The following is a 24765-nucleotide window of genomic DNA, read 5'->3' as shown; positions in this document are numbered from 1 at the left end:
TTTTCCTCCTCTAACTATTTTTCTAATTTACACAATTAAACTTAATATCAAAGCCATTATAAGACCTACAATACCTATTAAGGTCTCCATAACTGTCCATGAACGTAATGTATCTTTTGTACTTATTCCGAAATATCTATTAACTAACCAGAAACCTGAGTCGTTAACATGACTGAAGGCTGTTGCTCCAGCTGCAATAGCAATTACAATAAGTGCAGGTTCTACTGTTGAGCCTTCGATGATAGGAGCTACGATAGCTGCTGCTGTAGCCATTGAAACTGTAGCTGAACCAGCTGAAATTCTTACTACTACCGCAATTATAAAAGCTAAGATTAATGGACTTAAACTTAGTGTAGCAAATGACTTACCAACAGCATCTCCAATTCCTGAGTCTACAAGAACTTGTTTGAACACTCCACCAGCACCTGTAACAAGAATTATAATACCTGTTGAGTTAAGAGCAGCGTTTGAAACTGATTGTATCTCGTCCATTGTAAGTCCTTTAAATCTTCCAAGAATTATAAATGAAAGTAGACATGCAATTATAAGAGCTACTATTGGATGACCTATAAATGAAAATATAGTTCTCATTGTGTTTCCTTCAGGAAGAGCAGCAGTTGTTGCTGTGTTTAATAAGATTAATAGTATTGGGAATATTATTAAGAACATTATAGTTCCAAATCCTGGAAGTTCGTGCTCCTTAGCATCAATAACATTATTATCAATATCCATGTACTCAGGAACTTCTGCCATTATCTTTCCACCAATATGATTTCCCCAAATAGGTCCAGCTACGATGGCTGCTGGAATACCACAGATGATACCATAAAGTATTACCTTACCCAAGTCTGCTCCTACAAGTTCAGCAACCATGATAGGTCCTGGTGTAGGTGGTACAAAGGCATGAGTTACTGCAAGACCCGCAAGTAGTGGAATACCATAAATAAGTACTGATTTTTTAGAACTCTTTGCAAGTGCATAAACAAGTGGTACTAAAATAATAAATCCAACGTCAAAAAATACTGGTATAGAAACTAAAAACCCTGCTATAAGCATTGCCCATGGAGCTTTATCTTCGCCAAAAGACTTTAAGAAAGTTCTTGCAAGTTTTTCAGCTCCTCCACTGATTTCAAGCATCTTACCAAACATCGCTCCAAGACCAATTACAGTTGCCAAGAAGCCTAAGGTTCCTCCCATACCAGATACCATAGAGTTAATAATATCTCCAAGTGGCATCTTTGTCATAATCCCCATGAACAAGCTGACTATCAACAGGGAAATGAACGCATGAAGTTTTACCTTCATAACTAAAAACAATAAAATTGCTACCGTTACAAGTAATAACAGTATTAAAGATGTTGTAGACATAGTGTCCTCCTTAAAATTTATTTATCATCTACAGAACTTGATAGGTCTGCAAGTTCATGTAATAATGACCTGTTTTGTGCTATAGCCCTTTTATATATATCAAACTCCTTATCTCTTCTGTACTTCTTAATAGGTAAAAATTCTTTACCAGATATGAAGTAGTCCTTTGCTTCATCCAAATTATTTATCTTTCCAATTGCTAAAATACCAAGTAAAAAAGCACCAAAAAGTGGTCCGTCTCCCTGCTCAGTGACAAAGACAGGTCTGTCAACTATATTGCAAAAAGATTGAACCCAAATATCCGAATTAGTAAATCCACCATTTACATAAAACTCATTTATTTTTGTATCAGTTGCTTTTAATAGAACTTCAAAAACATCCCTTAAACAAAATGAAACACCTCTAATACCAGCAATTAAAATATCCTTTGAACAATGGCCATGAGATAATCCTAAAATTGAAGCTTTAAGCTTTGCATCCCAATAAGGCGCCCTTTCACCAGAGATAAAAGGTAAAAATACAATTCCATTTCCATAATCTTCTGGATTAAGTCCATCGAAAATTTCATCGAGGTGCTTTTCCATCTTCAAATTCTTTCGAATCCATTCATAGAAGATTCCACCATTATTTATAGCACCACCAGAAACATATAACTCATCATTTAATATATATGAAAAGATCGCACCATCTTCGTCAATAAGAGGGTGATCAGTAACAACTCTAAGAGCCCCAGAAGTTCCAACTGTAGATACAGCAGTTCCCTTGTTAAGACCATGAGATCCAAGGTTCGCAAGACAACCGTCGCTTGCTCCAAGAACTATAGGAATATCTTTTTCAAGTCCAATATCCTTTTTAAATTTATCAGTTAACACATCCATCACATGGGTTGTGCTAAAAACTTTAGGCAAGTTCTCTTCAGTTATTCCAGCATAATCAAGAGCAGTCTTCTCCCACTTTCTGTCATGAATATTGTACATTCCTGTAGCAGAAGCTATTGACTCATCAACAACCCACTCGCCAGTCATCCAATGTAAAATAATTTCCTTTATACCAACAAATAATTTTGATTTTTCGAAGATTTCTCTTTCTTTTTCTCTTAAATAAATAATTTTATAAAGAGGGCTCATAGGATGTACAGGAGTTCCTGTCTTTTTATAAATCTCAAGACCTTTTCCATCTTTTTTAGCTATCTCAACAAATTCTTGGCTCCTCCTGTCATTCCAAAGCATAACATTTGTCAAAGCTTTGTTTTCCTTATCCACTGCAACCAAAGAATGCATGTAAGCAGATAGAGAAATAAAGCCCAATTCTTCTCTCTCAATATGAATTTTAGAAACCAATTCCTTTAAAACAGAACTGAGATTCCATTTAATAGAATCCGGTTCTTGCTCCATAAATCCATTTTCTGGCTTTACAAGATTTGAATTTCTATAACTTTCATTTACAATAATTCCTTTTTCATCATATACTATTCCCTTGATAGTTGTAGTACCGATGTCAACACAAATATATCTCATAACATTCCTTCCATTTAATATAAATTTTTCCTTTATCTTACTTATTAGAATATAACATATTGATAAAAATATCAACATGTTGTTACTCAATAAATTTATCTAATAAACCCTAAATCCATCAGTCTTTTGTCAAACTCTTTCGCAAGAGAATTTCTCTTAAAATTAAAATCTCCCAAACTGTCAAACTCAACATAACCCATAAGAGAATTTGTAATAAATCCCGAGTCAAAATCAATTAAATCTTCTGGTTTAATAAAGACTTCTTCAACATCAAAATGTTTTATAAAAAAATCCCTCATAACACCATTTAAGATTCCTACAGAAATCTTTGGCGTGAATAATTTTTCATTTTTAATAAAAAAGATATTAGAAACAGCTCCTTCAGCAATATATCCATTTTCATTTAAAAAAATCGGCTCAAAAAATCCTCGTTCCTTAGCCCTTCTCTTCTCCAAAATATTATCCATATAATTAAAAGACTTATGATAAACCATAGGCGACGTTGAATTTCTTAAAGTTGTTGCAAAATTTAATTTAATTTTTTCTTCAATAATATGATTATAAGGGTCCTCCCTTGTAGTGATTATTTTATTTTCGTCCGAAACAGAAATCTTTAACGCATATGACTTCTTATCATTCTTGTCAATAAAATCAAATATTTCATTTTCCAAAACCACTTGATCAATATTAAAATAAGACAAACTGTTGTTAATCCTATTCAGATGTTCCTTTAAAAGAATAGGCTTTCCATTTACAATCTTAATTGTTTCAAAAAAACCCATTCCAAAGAAAAAACCACTATCTAAAATTATTTTTTCCATATGACTTCCTTTCAGTATTATGTTAAATATATTATATCAATAAATTTGGTAGTTTAGAAAAATAAACCCACCCTGTCATACTGAGCGAGCGACAGCGAGCCGAAGGATCTCGTTTTTCTCCCTGAATAATTAAAACAAAAAAAGAGCTTAGGAATTCCCAAACTCTCTATTAATGGCTCTAAATAATCTATTGGAGATGCTAACTTGTAAAGTTGGTATCTCATTTTATCTATTCATCATTATTCACTTACTTTTAAAAGATCTATCTAAATAGTCTCTTTCTTACTGTTTTTAGGTTCACTTAATAAGTCTTTAGATTTATTTTCTGAAAGATAATTCTTTTATTCCATTTCTATCTCATCATCCCTATCCAATCCAAAATATTCTTTCACTGCTCCAAGGGCGCCCTTTGCTTTTAAAAGTATCTCGTCAAATTCTTCCTCTTCGTCAGACAAATTTACTATGGCACCGCCGACTCCCAAGGTGGTTTTGTCCTTTTCTATAACTGCAGTTCTTATAACTATATTAAAATCCATTGTATTGTTATTTGAAATATATCCAATTGCCCCGGAGTAGACTCCCCTTGGACAGTGCTCTAATTCGTCTATAATCTCCAAGGTTCTCTTCTTTGGAGCTCCCGTCATGGATCCTCCTGGGAATACCTCCATCAACGCGTCAATTATATCGTATTCGTCGTCCAGTTTCCCCGACACCGTTGTCACCAGTTGGTGCAGTGTGGAGTAGGTTTCTACGTCCATTAGCTTAGGCACTTTCACTGTCCCAATTTTTGAAATTTTTCCCAAGTCGTTACGAAGAAGGTCAACTATCATCAAGTTTTCTGCCTTTGTTTTAACGTCCTGTCTCATGCTTTCAATTAGCTTTTCATCTTCTTCTTTGTCCACACCCCTTCTAATGGTTCCCTTTATTGGCTTTGTATTCATCACTCCATGTTTATCTATCTTTATAAATCTCTCCATGGAGGAAGATGCCACAGCAATTTCGTCAAATTTTAAAAGTGCAGAGTATGGTGCTGGGCTGATTTGTCTAAGAATTTCGTAGTACCTAATGGGATTGAATGAATAGTCAATGTCAATTCGATTTGTTAAACAGATTTCGTAGGACTCTCCCTCTACAATAAAATCCTTACATTTTTTAATATCTGAAATGTATTGTTTCCTATTTCTTACAAGTGAAATCTTTGGAAGCTCTCCCTTAATATTTTCTGGAATCCTTTCTACATTTTTCTTTAAAACTTCCACTATTTCATTATGAAACTCTTCATCATCGTTATATGACAGAATATAGATTTCATTTTCCCTATGGTCTACTATTACAGCTCTATCAATATATCTTAAATAAGCATCTGGGTATTCATAAACTTTTTTATTTTTTACCACATGACATCCTTTTAGTTCGTATCCCAGGTAGCCAATGTAGCCAAGTTGAAAATCACATGGAATTTCATCAACATATTCCCAATTTTTTAGATTTTCTTTTAAATAACTGAAAATATCTTTTTCAATTGTAGTTGTAGTATCTTTTTCTATTTTAGTAACTTGGTTCTCTTCCACATTGTACTTAATTATATGACTCCTCTTTCCATTTGTAAGACCAAATATGGAAAATCTTGAATGTCCTTCCTTTACAAGGGAACTGTCTAACCACTGAACATTGTGATCGTAATCATGTAGTGATTTGAAAAATGCAAGGTCATCACCATCATATTCTACTTTGCTATATTTTAATCTGTTTTCACCGTAAAATTCCTTTGATAGTTTGAAGAAGTTCTCTATAATCTCCCTGCCAAATTCACTACAGATTGACTCAGGATGAAACTGAACTCCATAAATGGGTTTAGTTTTATGGGATATTCCCATAATTATTTCATCTTCCGTCTTTGCATCCACATTAATATCTTGAAGTTCTTCTGGTTTACAAATTAAAGAGTGGTACCTCGTCACTTCAAATCCGTGTTTTAATCCGCTGAATAGCCCACTGTCGTTATGATATATTTTCGAAATTTCTCCATGAACTGGTCTTGGTGATAGAGCAATTTCTCCACCATTTAAGTACCAAATGCCCTGATGACCAAGACAAACTCCAAGTATTGGTTTGTTCAATTTCTCTATAACACGCTTACAAATTCCAAAATCCTCTTCACGGTCGGGACGCCCTGGCCCTGGAGAAATAATTACATTGTCAAAGTCAAGTTTAGAAAGTTCATCGAAAGTAACCTCATCATTTTTTATAACGGTTGGTTTGTTTCCCGTGACCTCCGCCACCAGTTGAAATAAGTTATAGGTGTATGAGTCATAGTTATCTATTATTAAAGTTTTCATTTTCGCTCCTTAGTTATTTGTATAATAAAATTATATAATACTGTGGGGTTAAAGCAAATGAGAAGTGAGAAGCGGAAAGTGGGAGGTTGAAAGTGAAAAATATATTATTGTGTTTACCTTGTATCTTATTGGTTAAATTTATAAATGTAGGCTTATAATAAATATTATGAAAGGATTGATAAAATGTCTGATATTAGAAAAGATGTTGAAAATTATTATAGTGATGTAACTACTAATAAGGATGGAAAAATGAAAACTTCAGTGTGCTCTTGCTCTATTGATGATTTTCCACCTCACATTCAAAAAATTCGTAATCAAATTAGTCCTGAGATTATAAAAAAATTCTATGGCTGCGGTTCTCCTATACCTCTTCAACTGGAAGGTTGTACTGTTTTAGACTTAGGCTGTGGAACTGGTCTTGATGTATATACTCTTTCTAAACTAGTTGGTGAAAAAGGAAAGGTCATTGGCGTTGATATGACTAAACATCAACTTATGGTAGCAGAAAAATATCAAGATGAAATGGCAGAAAAGTTTAATTACGAAAAATCTAATGTGGAATTTAAAAAGGGATATATTGAAGATTTGAAATCTTTAGGTATAGAAGATGAATCTGTAGACGTAGTAATTTCAAACTGTGTTATTAACCTTTCATCAGATAAAGAAAAAGTGTTTAAAGAGATATGGAGAGTTCTTGAAAATGGTGGAGAATTATATTTCTCCGATATTTTTGCAGATAGAAGAGTTCCTAAGTCCATTTCAAATAACCCTGTGCTAAGAGGAGAATGCCTTGGTGGAGCAATGTATGTGGAAGATTTTAGACGAATTTTAAATAATTGTGGCTGGAAAGACTTTAGATATATGTCCATTACTGATTCACCTATTAATAATCCAGAAATTGAAGAAGCTGTTGAAAATATAAAATTTACTTCAAGAACTGTTAGAGCATTTAAGTTACCAGATTTACAAGAGGATATTTGTGAACAATATGGACAAATTGCAACATATAATGGTGGAATTGAAGGTGCAGAATTTTCATTTAAATTAGATGACCATCATACTTTCGAGAAAGGGCTTCCAGTGCCTGTTTGTGGAAATACCTGTGCTATGGTTGAAAACACAAGATTTAAAGACTACTTTACAATCTATGGAAACAGAGATGTCCACTATGGTCCTTTTAAATGTAGCTGTTCTACATTTGATGTGAGAGAAGATAATAATTCAGGTTGTTGCTGTTGCTAGTAAATTCAAATTTTAATATTTTATAAAGTAGAGTATTGATGAGATGCTCTACTTTTTTTATTGGAAAGGGAGAAAGTGAGATGTGAGAAGTGGAAAGCGAAAAAACAAAAACCCTTCTACCATTCCAGTAGTGAGGGTTTCTTTTAGTATTCTAATGTATCTATTATTTCTCCAGTTTCAACATCTATCATCCTAACATCTTTTTCTGTTATAACTGCAACTGATGCACTTTCATCTTTTGGTATTGTGGTTGATCCTGGATTAATTACTATTACTCCGTCTTCTTCTTTTAACACCTTCACATGGGTGTGGCCAGACACTGAAAACTTTGCTCCCTTTTCTTTCGCTCTTTGAACTCTCTCTTCTTCGCTCTCTTCGTAGCCATGGATTCCATAGATTTTTATATCATCAAATTTAAAAAGCTGTTCTTTTTTGCTTAGGTCTTTTCCTATAACCATTTCATCTACATCTGAGTCGCAGTTACCCCTAATGTAGTAAATGTTTTCTATTTTTGAAAGTAGTTTTGCAAGTTCTTTTGGATTGTAATTTTTTGGTAGGTCATTTCTTGGACCATGATATAACACATCTCCACAGTGTATAATGTACTTGCAATCTTCTAATAGTTTTAGTGCTTTTTCCACTTGAACTATGTCACCATGTGTGTCTGATATTATTCCTATTTTCATTTTTATTACCTCCCTATGCTATAATACTTGTGGGGTGAATGTATTGAAAAAAATTAATTCAACTTTTATAAAATTTGCCATTGTCGGCGTTGTAAATACAATTGTTGGAATGAGCATAATGTTTATTTCCTACAATGTTCTACATCTTGGATATTGGTTGTCCTCGTTTTTGAACTTCTCTATGGCAAGTATTTTATCTTTCTTTTTAAATAAGAACATTACTTTTCAGTCAAAGGGGAATACCGGAACAAAGGCAATTCGCTTTGCATTAAACATTGCAATTTGCTACCTCGTTGCATATGGTATGGCTAAGCCTTTTACCATGTGGCTTTTAAAAGGGCAGCCTGTTAAAATTCAAGAAAATATCGCAATGCTCATTGGCCTTGGAATTTTTTCTATTTTAAATTATTTTGGTCAAAAATTAATTGTCTTTAAATAGGTCTTCTGATTTTTCTTTTATGATATATGAAGGCCTATTTTTTACTTCTTCATATATTCTTCCAATGTATGAGCCGATGATTCCTAAAAAGATTAGGTTTACTCCACCGATTATTAAAAGTAGACATACTATTGTTGCAAATCCTGGAACGTCTTTTCCCAGTACCAAGGTCTTTATGGCAATGTATAGAGCATAAAAAAATCCGATGGCTGAAAGTATTGTCCCTAAGAAAATTGCAAGATCTAATGGGGCTGTGGAGAAGGAAATTATTCCATCTATACCATATCTGAAGGAATCCATAAACTTCCACTTGGTCTTTCCCCTAAGTCTCTTATAGTCCTTTATTTCGATATATTTTGTGTTGTATCCCACCCAGTTGAAGATGCCCTTTGAAAATCGTCTCTTTTCGTTAAGGCTAAGGATTGACTCTACAACTTGTCTCTTCATTATTCTAAAGTCCTGAACGCCTGGGGTAAGTTTCACTCCTTTACCTGTTCGATTCATTATCTTATAAAATTTCTTTGCACCAAAGTTGTAGAATTTACTGGTGGAATTTCTATTTATTCTAATTGTTGCAACCACGTCTGTATTGTCGTCAATTTCACTAAGCATCTGTGGTATTAGTTCAGGAGGGTGTTGTAAGTCTGCATCCATTACACATACTAAGTCTCCCTTTGAAAACTTTAGCCCTGCCAACATTGCGGATTCTTTTCCAAAGTTTCTTGAGAATGAAATAAATTTCACCTTGCTGTCATTTGCAAAGTTCTTTATTATATTTAAACTATTGTCATAACTTCCATCATCTACGTAGATGATTTCATAACTCGTATCTATGCTGTGTAAAACTCTCGTAAGTCTTTCGTTAAAAAGATTTAGCGAGTCTTCTTCGTTATATACGGGAACTACAAAACTTATCATACTAACCTCCATATGAATTTATTATAGTTTAAAAGGGGGAAAGTGTAAAAGGCCTTCTCAATGAGAAAGCCTATTTTGCTAAAATATCTTTTAAAAATTGTCCTGTGTAAGATTTTTTTACCTTTGCAACTTCTTCTGGAGTTCCCTTTGCAATTAGAGTTCCTCCTCCACTGCCACCTTCTGGACCTAGATCCAAGATATAGTCCGCAGTCTTTATAACGTCAAGGTTGTGTTCAATTACAATTACTGTGTTGCCCTGTTCTACAAGCATGTCTAAAACTTTTACGAGCTTGTGAATGTCTGCAGTGTGTAGTCCTGTTGTTGGTTCGTCAAGGATGTAGATGGTCTTTCCTGTGGACCTTTTAGAAAGTTCTGTTGCAAGTTTTACCCTTTGGGCTTCTCCCCCGGAAAGTTCTGTAGAAGATTGTCCAATCTTTATATATCCAAGCCCAACATCGTTTAAAGTTTGCAGTTTATTTGCAATGCTTGGAATATTTTTAAAGAATTCAACCCCCTCTTCAACAGTCATATCAAGCACATCATAAATATTTTTTCCCTTATACTTAACCTGCAAGGTCTCTCTGTTATATCTCTTTCCATGGCAAACTTCACATGGCACGTAGATGTCTGGTAAAAAATGCATTTCCACCTTTACCGTACCATCACCTTTACAAGCTTCACATCTTCCACCCTTAACATTGAAGGAAAATCTTCCCTTTTTATATCCCCTCATCTTGGCTTCGTTTGTAGATGCAAATAAGTCTCTGATGCTGTCAAAGACCTTTGTGTAAGTTGCAGGGTTGGATCTTGGGGTTCGTCCAATTGGGGATTGGTCAATTTGTATAACTTTGTCCAGCTGTTCAATTCCCTCTATGTCTTTGAACTTACCTGGTTTTGCCTTTGCTCGATTAAGTTCCTTGGCTAAAACTTTGTAAAGTATTTCATTTACGAGGGAACTTTTACCTGACCCAGAAACTCCTGTAACACAGGTTAGTACACCTAAGGGAAAATCAACATCTATGTTTTTTAAATTATTTTCTTTGGCGCCCTTTACTTTAACAAAACCCTTCGGTTCCCTTCTTGTTGATGGCACCTTTATCTTCTTCTTGCCTGAAAGATATTGTCCTGTAATGGAATCTTCTACTTTAATGATGTCATCAATGGTTCCTTCTGCCACCACATGACCACCATGAATCCCTGCGCCAGGACCAATGTCCACAATGTAGTCTGCCATTCTCATGGTGTCTTCGTCATGTTCCACTATAATAAGTGTATTCCCAATGTCTGTTAGTGAACGAAGGGCTTCCAGTAATTTATTGTTGTCCCTTTGATGTAGTCCAATGCTCGGCTCATCCAGTACATATACAACACCCACAAGGGCAGATCCAATTTGGGTTGCAAGTCTAATTCTCTGTGACTCTCCTCCAGACAATGTGCCTGAGGACCTGGACATGGTCAAGTATCCAAGGCCTACGTCATCTAAGAATTTTAATCTATTTTTGATTTCTTTTACTATATCATGGGCAATAACTTCCTTTGCTCCTGTTAGTTTTAAATTGCTAAACCACTCATAGCTTTCAGTTATAGGCATATCTGTAATATCAATGATATTTTTGTCTTCTATCTTGATGGAAAGGTATTTATCCTTTAGCCTCTTACCCTTACACTTTGAACACTCTATCTCCGTCATGTATTCGCCGATTCTGTCCTTCATATTATCTGAAGCACTTCTATATCTTCTGTCAAGATTATTTACGACACCTTCAAACCTTCCACGATATCTTTTGAAACCAGAGAAGTGGCTTTCAAAGGAAATTGTAATCTCATCCTTTGTCCCATATAGAATTTCGTCAATCATCTTCTTTGGCGCTTCTTTAAAGGGCTTGTCTATTGGGAATTTGTGTTTATCGAGAACTGCCTTTATCATTTCATAGTAATAGGTTCCAGGCTTTGAAGTAGCAAATGGATCCACTGCGCCCTGTTCAAAGGAAAGGTTGTAGTTTGGTATAACCAAATCTGGGTCAATTTTTAGATGATGGCCAATTCCGTTACATTCCTCACACATTCCATAGGGATTGTTAAATGAAAATGATCTTGGTTCTATCTCTTCATAGGACACATGGCCTTCGGGACAAGTAAGCTTTGAACTTAGTAGTAACTCTTCTCCGTCGATTATGGAAATTTTTATAACTCCGTCTGAAAGTCTAAGTCCCTGTTCGATTGAGTCTGTAAGTCTTGACTCTATTCCTTCTTTTACGATAATTCTATCTATTACTACGTCTATATCGTGCTTTTTAGTCTTGCTTAACTTTATATCTTCAGAAAGTTCAAACATCTCACCATCTATAACGGCTCTAATGTAGCCTTCCTTTCTCATGTTCTCAAGGAGTTTTTTATGTTCTCCCTTTTTCCCCGACACAATTGGTGCAAGAACTTGTAGCCTTGTCCTCTCTTCGTAGGACATGACCTTATCCACCATTTGGTCCACTGTTTGGCTTGTTATCTCCTTGCCACAAACTGGACAGTATGGCGTTCCCACCTTTGAGTACAATAGTCTTAAATAGTCATATATTTCTGTTACAGTTCCAACTGTGGAACGTGGGTTTTTGCTTGTAGTCTTTTGGTCAATAGAAATAGAAGGAGAAAGTCCTTCTATATATTCCACATTTGGTTTTTCCATTTGACCCAAAAACTGTCTTGCATAGCTGGACAATGACTCTACATACCTTCTCTGTCCCTCTGCATATATGGTATCAAAAGCTAAGGATGACTTCCCAGACCCGGAAAGCCCTGTAATAACCACCATCTTATCCCTTGGTATGGTTAGGTCGATGTTTTTTAAATTATTTTCCTTAGCACCTTTTATTACAATTTTATTTAAACTCAATTAATCACCTAATATTCTCTCTTTAACTTCTTTAGTTGGTCACGAAGCACAGCAGCCCTTTCGAAGTCTAACACTTCTGCGGCTCTGTACATCTCCTCTTCAAGGTTGATGATAATCTTTTTAATGTCATCAGCTGTAATCTCTTCTTTATATATCTTATAAGTATCATTTTCCTCAGCAACTTTTGTAACTGCAATTAAGTCTCTTATATCCTTTTTAATGGTAGTAGGTGTAATATTATGTTCTTTATTGTACTCATCTTGAATTTCCCTTCTACGCTTAGTTTCTGATATAGCTATATCCATAGACTTTGTAATGTTATCGGCATACATAATAACCCTACCATCAGAGTTTCTTGCAGCACGACCGATTGTCTGTATTAGTGATGTCTCTGACCTTAAAAAGCCTTCCTTATCTGCATCAAGTATTGCAATAAGTGATACTTCTGGTAAGTCCAAGCCCTCTCTAAGAAGGTTTATACCAACCAGAACATCATACTCTCCAAGTCTTAGGTCTCTAATTTTTTCCATTCTCTCCAATGTGTCTATATCCGAGTGAAGATAGGTTACTTTTATATCAAGCTCTTCAAGATACTTGGTTAAGTCCTCTGCCATTTTCTTAGTCAATGTGGTTATAAGAACCCTCTCGTCCTTTTCAACATTTTTATAAATCTCCGTAACAAGGTCATCAATTTGACCCTTTGTTGGTCTAACTTCAATAATCGGGTCTAATAGCCCAGTCGGTCTAATAATCTGTTCAACTTCCTGTTCTTCGTGTTCCCTTTCATATGGTCCTGGAGTTGCAGACACAAATAGGATTTGATTCATCATTGACTCAAATTCATTGAACTTAAGCGGTCTATTATCCAATGCGGAAGGAAGTCTAAATCCATAGTCTACAAGGTTTGTCTTCCTCGATTTGTCCCCTTCATACATACCCCTAACCTGTGGCAAGGTAACATGGGACTCGTCCACTATGGTAAGGAAGTCCTTTGGAAAGTAGTCAATTAATGTATATGGTCTTGACCCTGGAGCTCTTCCACTTAAATGCCTTGAGTAGTTTTCAATTCCAGTTGTAAATCCCATTTCTGAAAGCATTTCAAGGTCATATCTGGTTCTCTGTTCAATCCTCTGAGCTTCCAGCAGTTTTCCCTTGTCTTCAAAATATTTTATTCTCTCTTCAAGCTCCTCTTCAATTGTGCCAAGGGCCCTCTTTACCTTTTCCTGTGAAGTAGCAAAGTGAGATGCAGGGTAAATTGCAACGTGATTTCTCTCTGCAATAATTTCACCTGTAAGTGCATCAATCTCTGTAATTCTGTCAATCTCATCACCAAAAAACTCAACTCTAACTGAATGTTTTTCTTCATATGCTGGAAATATATCTAAACTGTCTCCTCTGACTCTAAAGGTTCCCCTTTCAAAATTTATATCATTTCTAACATATTGGATGTCAATTAGCTTCTTCATTATCTCGTCTCTGTCCTTTATCATTCCAGGTCTTAGGGAAATAACTAAATTTTCATAGTCAATTGGGTCTCCCAAGCCATAGATGCACGAAACGGAAGCAACTATTATTACATCTCTTCTTTCAAATAGGGACATGGTTGCAGAGTGACGAAGTTTATCTATCTCATCATTTATGGAACTGTCTTTTTCAATATATGTGTCAGACTGAACAACATAAGCTTCCGGTTGATAGTAATCATAATAGGACACAAAAAATTCAACCGCATTTTCGGGAAAGAACTCCCTGAACTCTCCTGCCAGTTGATATGCCAAGGTCTTATTATGTGCTATGACAAGTGTAGGCTTTTGAACTTTTTCTATAATATTTGCCATGGTAAAGGTCTTTCCTGAGCCGGTAACACCTTTTAAAGTCTGAGCCTTCATATTATTTTCTATTCCATCAACGATCTTTGCAATAGCTTCTGGTTGATCGCCTGTAGGTTTAAATTTTGAATGTATTTTAAAATCCATAACTCACCTCTTATGAACATTCGTTCGATACTATTATATCATTGAATCTTAAGCTTGTAAAAATTGAAAAAATACCTTCTTTACCACTAAATGATAAAAAAGGTATTTTTTGATTCTATTTAAATAATTCTACAATTTTACCGAACACATCTCTTAAAAATGCAGAGATTTGATCTAATAGTCCACTCTTTTCAGCTTCATCATAAGCTTGTTTTGCTCCATCAAGAATGGCTCCTCCCCATTTTTTTAATTGCTTTGCAACTTCTTCTGAAGTTATTGCATCAGTGTTTGCATATTTTTCAAAATAGGAAATAAGTTTGTCCATTTGGTCTTGGGTTACAACTTTATCCAAGTCATATTTAACCAATGACTCTTCAACAACTCTTCTAATGTCTTCAAGGGTTGGTTGTTTGTCTTGGTTATTTTTTATATCCCCAAGGCTTGACTTAATGTCAGTAATTGCTTCGTCGAGCTTGTCTGTGTCAAATCCTTCCTTGGCCTTGTTCTCTTGGCTAATTTCATTAACAGTGTCAAGCTCGTCTTGGGCAACTTCCATTCTCTCCTTATCCAAGGTTTCGCCATTTGCTTCAAAGGCCTTATACACTCCTGTAAGTGCAGACTCTCCAGTTACAGGCCTTATTGCACCAACAAGAATTGTGGCATCTTCTACACCTGCAGTTAGTGCAGCGTTTCTATATTGTTCTGCTGTTATTTGAGTTATGTTTTCTGGAGTCTTTATTTCAACTTCCACTCCTTTGCCCTCATTTTCCTTTGTGACAAGTACAGATGAAATCATATTTGCTGGATTAGAAAGGTCCCCACCAATGTACTTAACTAAGTCCTTATAGGTTACTTTTATGGAATTAATATTTTCCTTATCCTTAACTCCAAGTAACTTCATTGTGCTTTCCTTTTGATTTTCGTTTAAGGTTTCCCCATATGCAAATGTTGGTTTACCCCATCTTTCATTTATAACTTCTGTGTCAATTTCAGCAGCTTTTGACATAGTTGCATTAAATAATAAGCTAAATGCAAAAACACCTGCTAAAGTTTTTTTAATTTTTGTATTCATTTCTACCTCCTGAATTTATTATATCATGAACAGGTACAATGAAAATCTACAACATTTCAACATTATTTAAATCTTGATGCATAAAAAGAAAGTATTTTATCATGATAAATTATCATTCCTTCATCTACCAAGGAGCTAAGTAAATTAATATCGTTAACATCTTCACTTATACCCAGCATATTGCTATAAAATCCTGCAATTGAAGGTAATCTTTTATTATTCAAAAGCTTATTGAACTCATCTATATCTGAAGGCTTCCTATCTGCTTTACCCTCAGCTACAATAATAATTTTATCTTCCTCATTTTGAATTCTCACAGTAATATCTCTTACCCCATTGCTATACATATAGGTTAGAAGAGATATCGTTATTTTATTTGAAATTATTGCCTCATCGTCTAAAATCATACTTCCTCCTTTTGTAAGCCAATATAATCGAATCAAATAGTGGAACAAGTGTAGCCGCTACAAACCCACCTGCAAACCCATTGTTGTAAAGGTTTAGCCCTCCATGTAAATAAGCAAGGTTTGAAACAACAGCCACATGCACAAAACCTGCTATCATACCTGGGATAAAACCATATTTACCACAAATTGGAGCTAAATTAGTTCCAAAAAGCATAATCATAAGTGATGATGCAGAATTTTCCTCATAAATATTTAAAAGAACTGCCAGTCTTGCTCCAACAAGAATTGGAATTGTGTTTTTAGGATGTTTACCAAAAGCTGAAAAACCTACAACTGTTAATATACCTCCAACAACTGGTCCTGATAACTCGCCACCAATTAGGAGTATATAAGTTGTAAAAATTATTCCCATAACTCCCATATTTAAAAGAGTTATTCCATATCCATAAAGGTCAAAAAAATCTGCAACAAGCTGTCCTGTATTCTTTAATAATTCTCTATACTCTTTTACTATATTTCCACTGTTTAATATGCCAATAAAAATCATGGCTGTAAAAATAATATAGAGTATTATGGACAGTTCAAAATCATGCCCACTTGAAATATAATTAACAGTTTCAATATTAACATTAAACATCTTAAAGGTTGCAGTTATAAACATACCTATAATACCAGCTGTGAATCCAACATTATACAAACTAAAACCTCTATGAAATCTTAAAAAAGCTTGGGCAAGAGGAGGTATAATATATCCAACAAATATTCCAGCAAGGTATCCTATTAATATACCTTTCAAAGGTGGTAAATTCATTCCAAAAGCAATTTCACTAACTAAAGGCCCTAAGCAAGATCCAAAAAGTGCAGGTAATATATAACTTTTAAATGGCATCCTGATAGATTTTGCGTAAAGATATACACCAAAAGTTATAGGTATGGAGTTTAATATATTCTTCCCAAAAAAAGAAAATCCTGAAACGATAAAAATACCTGCTATAAGTGGTCCATTTACCATAGAACCAGACCTTTTAGAAAGAAATATTGAAAGAATTGTCATTATACCACTATTGAATACAGCTGCTCCTAAATTCGCTATTTCAATATAATCTGTAACTAAATTGCTTGGAGAAAAGAAAATTATCTTCATCCCATCAAATATATCCCTTGGATTATTAAGGAAAAAAGAACATATAAGAAGATAAAACCCAAAAGCGTAAAGGATGATATATTCTTTTTTATTTCCGTCAGAATTAGAAAGATTTTTCATAGGCCACCTCGATGTTATTCTCTCCTTAGTTTAACATATTTTTAAGACTAAATTATAAAATACATTTAACTTCTATGCTAACTTTATTTAAGACATATATTTTTCAATATATTCTTCATATCCACCTTCTTCAACTCTATAACTTCCATCATCAAATATTTCAACAATTTTATTTGCAACAGAGGAAACAAATTGATGATCCAATGACGTAAATAAAATATTTCCCTTATATGAAATCAGTCCATTATTTACAGCTTCAATACTTTCAAGGTCTAAGTGATTAGTAGGTTGGTCGAAAATTAACATATTTCTTGGCTCAATCATCATCTTTGAAAACATCATTCTAACTCTTTCTCCACCAGAGAGTACTGATGAGTCCTTTAATGCTTCATCACCTGAGAATAACATTTTTCCTAAAAATCCTCTTATGAATATCTCAGAATTTTCTTTAGAATATTGCCTTAACCAGTCAAGTAGATTTAACCCTTTAGTATCAAAGTATTTTGTGTTATCCTTAGGAAAATAATCATATGATATTGTTTGTCCCCACTTGTAAAAACCTTCATATTCTTCTCTATTACCTGTAATAACTTCAAAAAGTTCAGTTATTGCAATTTCATTCCCTATAAAACCAATTTTTTCATTCTTTAAAACTCTCAAATCAAAATCATTTAATAGTATTTTTTCTCCATTTTTTATAGTCAAATTCTCAAAATTCAAAATTTCATTTCCTGGTTCTCTTGAAAGCTCAAATCCAACAAAAGGATAACGTCTAAGAGATGGAGCAATATCATCTAAAGTAATCTTGTCAAGCAATTTTTTTCTTGAAGTCGCCTGCTTAGACTTTGATTTATTAGCAGAAAACCTTCTAATAAAATCTTCAAGCTCTTTAATCTTTTCTTCCTTTTTCTTATTTGCTTCCTTTATCATCTTCTCTGCAAGCTTACTTGATTCATACCAAAAATCATAATTACCAAGGGTCATACGAATCTTTCCATAATCAATATCAACCATATGAGTACATACTTCATTTAAAAAATATCTATCATGAGATACAACAATTACTATCCCTTCGAAATCAAAAAGAAAATCCTCTAACCACTTAACAGCCTTATAATCAATACCATTAGTAGGTTCATCAAGTAAAAGGATTTCTGGCTTTCCAAATAATGCTTGAGCAAGAAGAACCTTAACCTTATCAGCCTCTATCAAATCCTTCATAAATAAACCATGTTTATCAGTACTTATACCTAAACCTTGAAGAATCGTTGATGCTTCACCCTCTGCTTCATATCCATTCAGTTCGCCAAATCTTCCTTCAAGTTCTGCTGCCCTAATTCCATCCTCTTCAGTGAAATCTTCCTTTGAATAAATTAAATCCTTTTCTACAGAAATATCATAAAGTTCCCTATTACCCATGATAACAGTATCAATCACTTTGTAATTTTCAAAGGCAAAGTGATCTTGATTTAGTTTACTTAGCCTATCATGTTCACCCATAGTTATATTTCCAGTAGTTGGTTCCTTTTCACCATTCAAAATTTTTAAAAATGTAGATTTACCAGCACCATTCGCACCAATAACACCATATACATTTCCATCACTAAATATTAAATTAACATCTTCAAATAACTTTTTATCAGGAAAAGCTACTGAGAGATTATTAACTGTAAGCATAACTACCTCCATCTATTTTTATACCGCTTTATGTTTATATAAATTTCTTTAATACACCTATCTATTTTAGTTTAAAAATAGGATAACTTCAATCTTTTTAAGCAATAAAAAAAGATGTTTAGTATAAAATAAAATTCTTACTAAAACATCTATATAATCAATGGTTGCGGGAGTAGGATTTGAACCTACGACCTTCGGGTTATGAGCCCGACGAGCTACCAAACTGCTCCATCCCGCGTCATATTGCCTTGGTGCCGGAGACCGGAATCGAACCGGTACGATCTTTTAAGGATCGCAGGATTTTAAGTCCTGTGCGTCTGCCAGTTCCGCCACTCCGGCATGGTTGGCTCCCAGGGTGGGACTCGAACCCACAACCTACCGGTTAACAGCCGGGTGCTCCACCATTGAGCTACCTAGGATTATAGACGGGCGAATACCTACTCTCCCATGGGCTCTCCCCCATAGTACCATCGGCGCTAAAAGACTTAACTTCTGTGTTCGAGATGGGTACAGGTGTATCCCTTTCGCTATCTTCGCCCATTTCTTTTGCAACTTCTTGAAAAGTAACAAATATTCCCGGTCAAGCTTTCGATATATTAGTATCAGTTAGCTTAAAGTATTACTACTCTTACACCTCTGACCTATCTACCAGCTTTTCTCCCTGGTTTCTCTCGTATTTCTACAAAGAAATCTCATCTTGAGGTGGACTTCGTGCTTAGATGCCTTCAGCACTTATTCCTTCCAAACTTAGCTACTGAGCTGTGCACCTGGCGGTACAACTCATACACCAGCGGTCTGTCCACTCCGGTCCTCTCGTACTAGGAGCAGCTCCTCTCAAATTTCTTACGCCCACGGTGGATAGGGACCGAACTGTCTCACGACGTTCTGAACCCAGCTCGCGTGCCTCTTTAATGGGCGAACAGCCCAACCCTTGGAACCTTCTCCAGCTCCAGGATGAGACGAGCCGACATCGAGGTGCCAAACCTCCCCGTCGATGTGAACTCTTGGGGGAGATAAGCCTGTTATCCCCGGGGTAGCTTTTATCCGTTGAGCGATGGCCCTTCCACTCGGTACCACCGGATCACTAAGTCCTACTTTCGTATCTGCTCCACTTGTGGGTGTCGCAGTTAAGCTTCCTTTTCTTTCGCTCTTTGAATGATTTCCAACCATTCTGAGGAAACCTTTGAACGCCTCCGTTACTCTTTTGGAGGCGACCGCCCCAGTCAAACTGCCCAACTGACAGTGTCCTCACACCTGTTTCAAGGTGCCAAGTTAGAACTTTAGCATTGAAAGGGTGGTATCCCACTTTTGACTCTGTTAAGTCTTGGGACCTAACTTCTTCGTCTCCCACCTATCCTGTACATTCAATACCAAAATCCAATGTCAGCTTGCAGTAAAGCTCCACGGGGTCTTTCCGTCCTACCGTGGGTAAGTCGCATCTTCACGACTACTACAATTTCACCGGATCCTTTGTTGAGACAGTGCCCAAATCGTTACACCTTTCGTGCGGGTCGGAACTTACCCGACAAGGAATTTCGCTACCTTAGGACCGTTATAGTTACGGCCGCCGTTTACTGGGGCTTAAGTTCTAACCTTCACCGGCACTCAATTCCTTACACAATGTTATTTCAGAGATTTTTCTATTCTTTCCCAGAGGAATCTTCTTCCTTGTCCTGAGTTCTTTAATGTTCTTTCTCGTTTCCTTGCATCTTGTTCGTTTTTATATGCTTCGTAATATACTAATTCCCATTGGTGATTTTTTGTTGATTTGTTGAATCCTCCATTATGACTTTTTATTCTTTGTTTTAAGTCTTTTGAGTATCCTATATATCTTTCTCCAATTTCATTTTTTATTACATAAACGTAATACATTTTTTTCTCCTTACATTATGCATAGAATTGAATGCCGGTTAAGTCTTCCCCTTAACCTTCCAGCACCGGGCAGGTGTCAGCACCTATACTTCATCTTTCGATTTAGCAGATACTTGTGTTTTTGGTAAACAGTCGCTTGGGCCTATTCTCTGCGACCAAGTTTTGCTTTTTGTGTTTTACATATACAATTCTCGGTACCCCTTCTCCCTAAGTTACGGGGTCATTTTGCCGAATTCCTTAACAAAGGTTCTTCCGCGCGTCTTAGGATTCTCTCCTCGCCTACCTGTGTCGGTTTGTGGTACGGGTATCTCTTTGCTGGATAGTGCCTTTTCTTGGCAGTGTGGAATCTGGAACTTCGCTACTTGTTTTTCGCTCCTCATCGTATCTCGAAGTTTTGTAAAAGCGGATTTGCCTACTTCTACCTCCTACTTACTTGAACGTGCTCTACCGTTCGCACGCTTCCCATATCCTCCTGCGTCAACACTTCTCTCTTAACGCTAAAGATAGTACAGGAATTTCTACCTGTTGTCCATCGCTTACGCCTTTCGGCCTGGGCTTAGGTCCCGACTTACCCTGGGTGGACGAGCCTTCCCCAGGAAACCTTTGGCTTTCGACGGGTGAGATTCTCACTCACCTTCTCGCTACTCATGCCAGCATTCTCTCTTGTGTTTGGTCCAATTCGCCTTACAGCTTGTCTTCGCTCCTTACACAATGCTCCTCTACCATGCGTTTACACGCATCCACAGCTTCGGTATTAGATTTTAGCCCCGTTTATCTTCGGCGCATCACCACTTGACCAGTGAGCTATTACGCACTCTTTAAATGTATGGCTGCTTCTAAGCCAACATCCTGGTTGTCCGAGTAGTGTTACATCCTTCTCCACTTAATCTATATTTTGGGACCTTAGCTGGTGGTCTGGGCTCTTTCCCTTTTGACTATGAAGCTTATCCCTCATAGTCTGACTCCTATCGCTAATTTGATGGTATTTGGAGTTTGATAAGTTTCGGTAACATTATATGCCCCTAGACTATTCAGTGCTCTACCCCCTTCAATTACTACGATAAGGCTAGCCCTAAAGCTATTTCGAGGAGAACCAGCTATATCCAAGTTCGTTTGGCTTTTCACCCCTATCCACATGTCATCCGATAACTTTTAAACGTTACCCGGTTCGAGCCTCCATAGAGTTTTACCTCTACTTCACTCTGCACATGGATAGATCACCTGGTTTCGGGTCTACAACATGCAACTTGCGCCCTATTAAGACTCGATTTCTCTACGACTTCAGATCTTAAATCTTTAATCTTGCTGCATATCGTAACTCGCTGGCCCGTTCTACAAAAAGTACGACATCATCGAGCACTCAACTTTGCACACAAATCTTATTCTTTGTTTGTGTCTTGGTTTAAGCTATTGGATATTCTTTCTTTTAACCATCTTTTTGCATTTCCTCTTTGCTTTAGTTTCTGTTCTCTTTCCATTGCATCTTTTTTTGACATATATGCTTCGTAGTAAACTAATTTTGGTTCTCTGTTTTTTGTGGATATCACTTTGTTTTCGTAATGCTGTTTGATTCTGTTTTTAAGATTTGTTGAAAATCCTATATAAATCTCTCCATTTTTCATGGTTAGTACGTATACGTAAAACATTTAACTCCTCCAAATCTTTGCAAAGTTGAGTGCTCGACTTTGTCTGCTTGTAGGCATAAGGTTTCAGGTTCTCTTTCACTCCCCTCCCGGGGTTCTTTTCACCTTTCCCTCACGGTACTATTCGCTATCGGTCACTAGGTAGTATTTAGCCTTGGGAGGTGGTCCTCCCGTGTTCCCACAAAGTTTCTCGTGTTCCGTGGTACTCTTTCTAAGGTGTAGGTTTCTGTTTTTGATTACGAGGCTGTCACTCTCTTTGGCTCGGCTTTCCAGCTGATTCTTCTAACTTCTTCCTATCTTTTCCTTAAGTTGGGCTTCTCCCTCTTCGCTCGCCGCTACTGGGGGAATCGAGTTTTCTTTCTCTTCCTCGGGCTACTTAGATGTTTCAGTTCGCCCGGTTCGCTTCTGTAGCTTAATTGGTTGGGCTACAGATACTTAGAGTTTGTCTAAGTGGGTTTCCCCATTCGGATACCGACGGCTCGATGGATATTTGCTCCTAACCGTCGCTTTCGTTGCTTGTCACGTCCTTCTTCGCCTCCTAGTGCCAAGGCATTCGCCTTATGCCCTTTGTCGCTTGACCGGAAATATTTCTTACTTTTCCATTTTTTGCTTTCGTCTATTGCTTTTATTCTGTTTTCAATGTTCAATATGGTGGGCCTGGGTGGACTCGAACCACCGACCTCACGCTTATCAGGCGTGCGCTCTAACCACCTGAGCTACAGGCCCATATGGTGGAGATGAGGAGAGTCGAACTCCTGACCTCCTGCTTGCAAGGCAGGCGCTCTCCCAACTGAGCTACACCCCCACATGGATAAGGTTTTGAACCTAAGTTAAGTGTAAAAAACTTTGTTGTACTCCTTAGAAAGGAGGTGATCCAGCCGCACCTTCCGATACGGCTACCTTGTTACGACTTCACCCCAGTCATTAATCCTACCTTCGACAGCTCCTTCCAATGGTTAGGTCACTGGCTTCGGGTATTACTAACTCCCATGGTGTGACGGGCGGTGTGTACAAGACCCGGGAACGCATTCACCGCGACATTCTGATCCGCGATTACTAGCAACTCCGACTTCATGTAGGCGAGTTGCAGCCTACAATCCGAACTGGGGCAAGCTTTCTGAGATTCGCTTCATATCACTACTTCGCTTCCCTCTGTACTTGCCATTGTAGCACGTGTGTAGCCCAGGACATAAAGGGCATGATGATTTGACGTCATCCCCACCTTCCTCCGGTTTGTCACCGGCAGTCTATTTAGAGTCCCCATCCTTAATGCTGGTAACTAAATATAGGGGTTGCGCTCGTTGCGGGACTTAACCCAACATCTCACGACACGAGCTGACGACAACCATGCACCACCTGTATGGATGTCTATAAAATAGAGGAGTATATCTCTATACTTTTCACCCATATGTCAAGCCCTGGTAAGGTTCTTCGCGTTGCATCGAATTAAACCACATGCTCCGCTGCTTGTGCGGGTCCCCGTCAATTCCTTTGAGTTTCAGTGTTGCCACCGTACTCCCCAGGCGGAATGCTTAATGTGTTAACTTCGGCACCGAGATTTGACTCCCAACACCTAGCATTCATCGTTTACAGCGTGGACTACCAGGGTATCTAATCCTGTTTGCTCCCCACGCTTTCGTACCTCAGCGTCAGTTTGTGTCCAGAAAGTCGCCTTCGCTACTGGTATTCCTCCTAATATCTACGCATTTCACCGCTACACTAGGAATTCCACTTTCCTCTCCACTACTCAAGTTATACAGTTTCAAATGCTACATGAGGTTGAGCCTCAAGTTTTTACATCTGACTTGTTTAACCGCCTACGTACCCTTTACGCCCAATAATTCCGGACAACGCTCGCACCATACGTATTACCGCGGCTGCTGGCACGTATTTAGCCGGTGCTTCCTCCTTGGTTACCGTCATTATCTTCTCCAAGGACAGAGCTTTACGAAACGAATTCCTTCATCGCTCACGCGGCGTCGCTGCATCAGGGTTCCCCCCATTGTGCAATATTCCCCACTGCTGCCTCCCGTAGGAGTTTGGACCGTGTCTCAGTTCCAATGTGACCGTTCACTCTCTCAAGCCGGTTACTGATCGTTGCCTTGGTGGGCTTTTATCTCACCAACTAGCTAATCAGACGCGAGCCCATCTTAGACCGCTATCGCTTTAACTTCTTCTACACTCGTAGGCGGAGTCTCATAGGGTATTAATCACGGTTTCCCGAGGCTATCCCCTTGTCTAAGGCAGGTTGCTCACGCGTTACTCACCCGTTCGCCACTAATCCTCTCGAAAATCCTTCCGAAGATGTCATTTCGAGGTTCATCGTTCGACTTGCATGTGTTAAGCACGCCGCCAGCGTTCGTCCTGAGCCAGGATCAAACTCTCTATTAAATGTTTGATCAGCTCTTTCGCTGACTTTTATTTTTTCACCGAATTATTGTTTGGTTGTACTTACTCAAAAGTTTTTTACACTTTTTTACTTGTTTAGGTTCTTTTGCACTCGCTTTGAGTGACAACTATTTTATATTACCATTGTTAAAATATATTGTCAAGCACTTTTTAATATTTTTTCTTTTGAAATTTTGTATTAAAAAAGGCAACTCATGTGAGTGCCTAATTATAATATCAACTTTATTT

The 24765-nt window shown here is 37.0% G+C and carries 14 protein-coding genes, 5 tRNA genes and 3 rRNA genes; 2 read left to right on the top strand and 20 right to left on the bottom strand.

Annotated features, from left to right (window positions below; genetic code table 11):
• Positions 1–27: 27 nt before the first annotated feature.
• The 4 genes from BN2746_RS03240 to pabB all read right to left on the bottom strand — a co-directional run bounded on the left by BN2746_RS03240 (position 28) and on the right by pabB (position 6045).
• Entirely contained in the window at positions 28–1368 is a 1341-nt protein-coding gene (locus BN2746_RS03240) for a GntP family permease (RefSeq protein WP_055078397.1), read from the bottom strand.
• Positions 1369–1385: 17 nt separating this feature from the next.
• Positions 1386–2885: a gluconokinase gene (locus BN2746_RS03235; RefSeq protein ID WP_055078396.1), complete on the bottom strand. Its 1500-nt coding sequence runs from the start codon at positions 2883–2885 to the stop codon at positions 1386–1388.
• A 95-nt stretch (positions 2886–2980) separates the two neighbouring features.
• The gene (locus tag BN2746_RS03230; protein ID WP_055078395.1) at positions 2981–3706 is read right to left on the bottom strand and encodes an aminotransferase class IV; all 726 of its coding nucleotides are present in this window, start codon (positions 3704–3706) and stop codon (positions 2981–2983) included.
• 341 nt (positions 3707–4047) lie between these two features.
• Positions 4048–6045, bottom strand: coding sequence for an aminodeoxychorismate synthase component I (pabB, locus tag BN2746_RS03225; protein WP_055078394.1), 1998 nt, complete (start codon positions 6043–6045; stop codon positions 4048–4050).
• Positions 6046–6228: 183 nt separating this feature from the next.
• On the opposite strand from pabB, the gene BN2746_RS03220 reads away from it, so the two are divergent.
• A complete protein-coding gene (locus BN2746_RS03220) occupies positions 6229–7287 on the top strand; it encodes a methyltransferase domain-containing protein (protein ID WP_055078393.1) in 1059 nt (352 codons plus the stop codon).
• Positions 7288–7430: 143 nt separating this feature from the next.
• Here BN2746_RS03220 and yfcE read toward each other — a convergent pair whose 3' ends face one another.
• Positions 7431–7973 carry a phosphodiesterase gene (gene yfcE / locus BN2746_RS03215; protein ID WP_055078392.1) on the bottom strand — a complete coding sequence of 181 codons (543 nt, stop codon included), beginning with the start codon at positions 7971–7973 and terminating at the stop codon, positions 7431–7433.
• Between the two features lie 43 nt (positions 7974–8016).
• Between yfcE and BN2746_RS03210 the strand changes: the two genes are divergently transcribed.
• Entirely contained in the window at positions 8017–8412 is a 396-nt protein-coding gene (locus BN2746_RS03210) for a GtrA family protein (protein WP_197273083.1), read from the top strand.
• Here BN2746_RS03210 and BN2746_RS03205 read toward each other — a convergent pair.
• The 15 genes from BN2746_RS03205 to BN2746_RS03135 form a co-directional block, all read right to left on the bottom strand.
• A complete protein-coding gene (locus BN2746_RS03205) occupies positions 8395–9330 on the bottom strand; it encodes a glycosyltransferase family 2 protein (RefSeq protein WP_055078391.1) in 936 nt (311 codons plus the stop codon). The genes BN2746_RS03210 and BN2746_RS03205 overlap by 18 nt on opposite strands.
• Before the next feature lie 70 nt (positions 9331–9400).
• A complete protein-coding gene (uvrA, locus tag BN2746_RS03200) occupies positions 9401–12217 on the bottom strand; it encodes an excinuclease ABC subunit UvrA (protein WP_055078390.1) in 2817 nt (938 codons plus the stop codon).
• A gap of 8 nt (positions 12218–12225) precedes the next feature.
• Complete coding sequence (gene uvrB, locus BN2746_RS03195; protein WP_055078389.1) at positions 12226–14193, bottom strand: excinuclease ABC subunit UvrB; 1968 nt, start codon at positions 14191–14193, stop codon at positions 12226–12228.
• Between the two features lie 115 nt (positions 14194–14308).
• Entirely contained in the window at positions 14309–15265 is a 957-nt protein-coding gene (locus BN2746_RS03190) for a DUF1002 domain-containing protein (protein ID WP_148445327.1), read from the bottom strand.
• A gap of 62 nt (positions 15266–15327) precedes the next feature.
• Positions 15328–15672, bottom strand: coding sequence for a hypothetical protein (locus BN2746_RS03185; RefSeq protein WP_055078388.1), 345 nt, complete (start codon positions 15670–15672; stop codon positions 15328–15330).
• The gene (locus BN2746_RS03180; protein WP_055078387.1) at positions 15656–16936 is read right to left on the bottom strand and encodes a DUF1576 domain-containing protein; all 1281 of its coding nucleotides are present in this window, start codon (positions 16934–16936) and stop codon (positions 15656–15658) included. The genes BN2746_RS03185 and BN2746_RS03180 overlap by 17 nt, the downstream gene beginning before the upstream one ends.
• Positions 16937–17023: 87 nt before the next feature.
• On the bottom strand, positions 17024–18613 hold the full coding sequence (locus BN2746_RS03175; RefSeq protein WP_055078386.1) for an ATP-binding cassette domain-containing protein: 1590 nt from the start codon (positions 18611–18613) through the stop codon (positions 17024–17026).
• A 161-nt stretch (positions 18614–18774) separates the two neighbouring features.
• Positions 18775–18851 (bottom strand) — tRNA-Met (locus tag BN2746_RS03170).
• Positions 18852–18862: 11 nt separating this feature from the next.
• A tRNA-Leu gene (locus BN2746_RS03165) sits at positions 18863–18952 on the bottom strand.
• A 5-nt stretch (positions 18953–18957) separates the two neighbouring features.
• A tRNA-Asn gene (locus tag BN2746_RS03160) sits at positions 18958–19032 on the bottom strand.
• A gap of 5 nt (positions 19033–19037) precedes the next feature.
• A 5S ribosomal RNA gene (gene rrf, locus BN2746_RS03155) occupies positions 19038–19154 on the bottom strand.
• A 35-nt stretch (positions 19155–19189) separates the two neighbouring features.
• Positions 19190–22708, bottom strand: a 23S ribosomal RNA gene (locus BN2746_RS03150).
• A gap of 69 nt (positions 22709–22777) precedes the next feature.
• Positions 22778–22854, bottom strand: a tRNA-Ile gene (locus BN2746_RS03145).
• Positions 22855–22857: 3 nt separating this feature from the next.
• Positions 22858–22933 (bottom strand) — tRNA-Ala (locus BN2746_RS03140).
• A 57-nt stretch (positions 22934–22990) separates the two neighbouring features.
• A 16S ribosomal RNA gene (locus tag BN2746_RS03135) occupies positions 22991–24519 on the bottom strand.
• Together the 16S, 23S and 5S rRNA genes with 5 tRNA genes alongside form the textbook arrangement of a ribosomal RNA operon.
• Between the last annotated feature and the right edge of the window lie 246 nt (positions 24520–24765).

It is taken from the genome of Lagierella massiliensis (genome assembly GCF_001407835.1).
GTDB lineage: Bacteria > Bacillota > Clostridia > Tissierellales > Peptoniphilaceae > Mediannikoviicoccus > Mediannikoviicoccus massiliensis.
The sequence above is the reverse complement of the archived record's forward strand: the minus strand, read 5'-3'. Positions and strand labels throughout refer to the sequence as shown.

What these genes read in the sequence shown, in the direction of transcription:
- BN2746_RS03240 (WP_055078397.1), bottom strand. Translation starts at nt 1,368, where the DNA reads ATGTCTACAACATCTTTAATACTGTTATTACTTGTAACGGTAGCAATT.
- BN2746_RS03235 (WP_055078396.1), bottom strand. Translation starts at nt 2,885, where the DNA reads ATGAGATATATTTGTGTTGACATCGGTACTACAACTATCAAGGGAATA.
- BN2746_RS03230 (WP_055078395.1), bottom strand. Translation starts at nt 3,706, where the DNA reads ATGGAAAAAATAATTTTAGATAGTGGTTTTTTCTTTGGAATGGGTTTT.
- pabB (WP_055078394.1), bottom strand. Translation starts at nt 6,045, where the DNA reads ATGAAAACTTTAATAATAGATAACTATGACTCATACACCTATAACTTA.
- BN2746_RS03220 (WP_055078393.1), top strand. Translation starts at nt 6,229, where the DNA reads ATGTCTGATATTAGAAAAGATGTTGAAAATTATTATAGTGATGTAACT.
- yfcE (WP_055078392.1), bottom strand. Translation starts at nt 7,973, where the DNA reads ATGAAAATAGGAATAATATCAGACACACATGGTGACATAGTTCAAGTG.
- BN2746_RS03205 (WP_055078391.1), bottom strand. Translation starts at nt 9,330, where the DNA reads ATGATAAGTTTTGTAGTTCCCGTATATAACGAAGAAGACTCGCTAAAT.
- uvrB (WP_055078389.1), bottom strand. Translation starts at nt 14,193, where the DNA reads ATGGATTTTAAAATACATTCAAAATTTAAACCTACAGGCGATCAACCA.
- BN2746_RS03190 (WP_148445327.1), bottom strand. Translation starts at nt 15,265, where the DNA reads ATGAATACAAAAATTAAAAAAACTTTAGCAGGTGTTTTTGCATTTAGC.
- BN2746_RS03185 (WP_055078388.1), bottom strand. Translation starts at nt 15,672, where the DNA reads ATGATTTTAGACGATGAGGCAATAATTTCAAATAAAATAACGATATCT.
- BN2746_RS03180 (WP_055078387.1), bottom strand. Translation starts at nt 16,936, where the DNA reads ATGAAAAATCTTTCTAATTCTGACGGAAATAAAAAAGAATATATCATC.
- BN2746_RS03175 (WP_055078386.1), bottom strand. Translation starts at nt 18,613, where the DNA reads ATGCTTACAGTTAATAATCTCTCAGTAGCTTTTCCTGATAAAAAGTTA.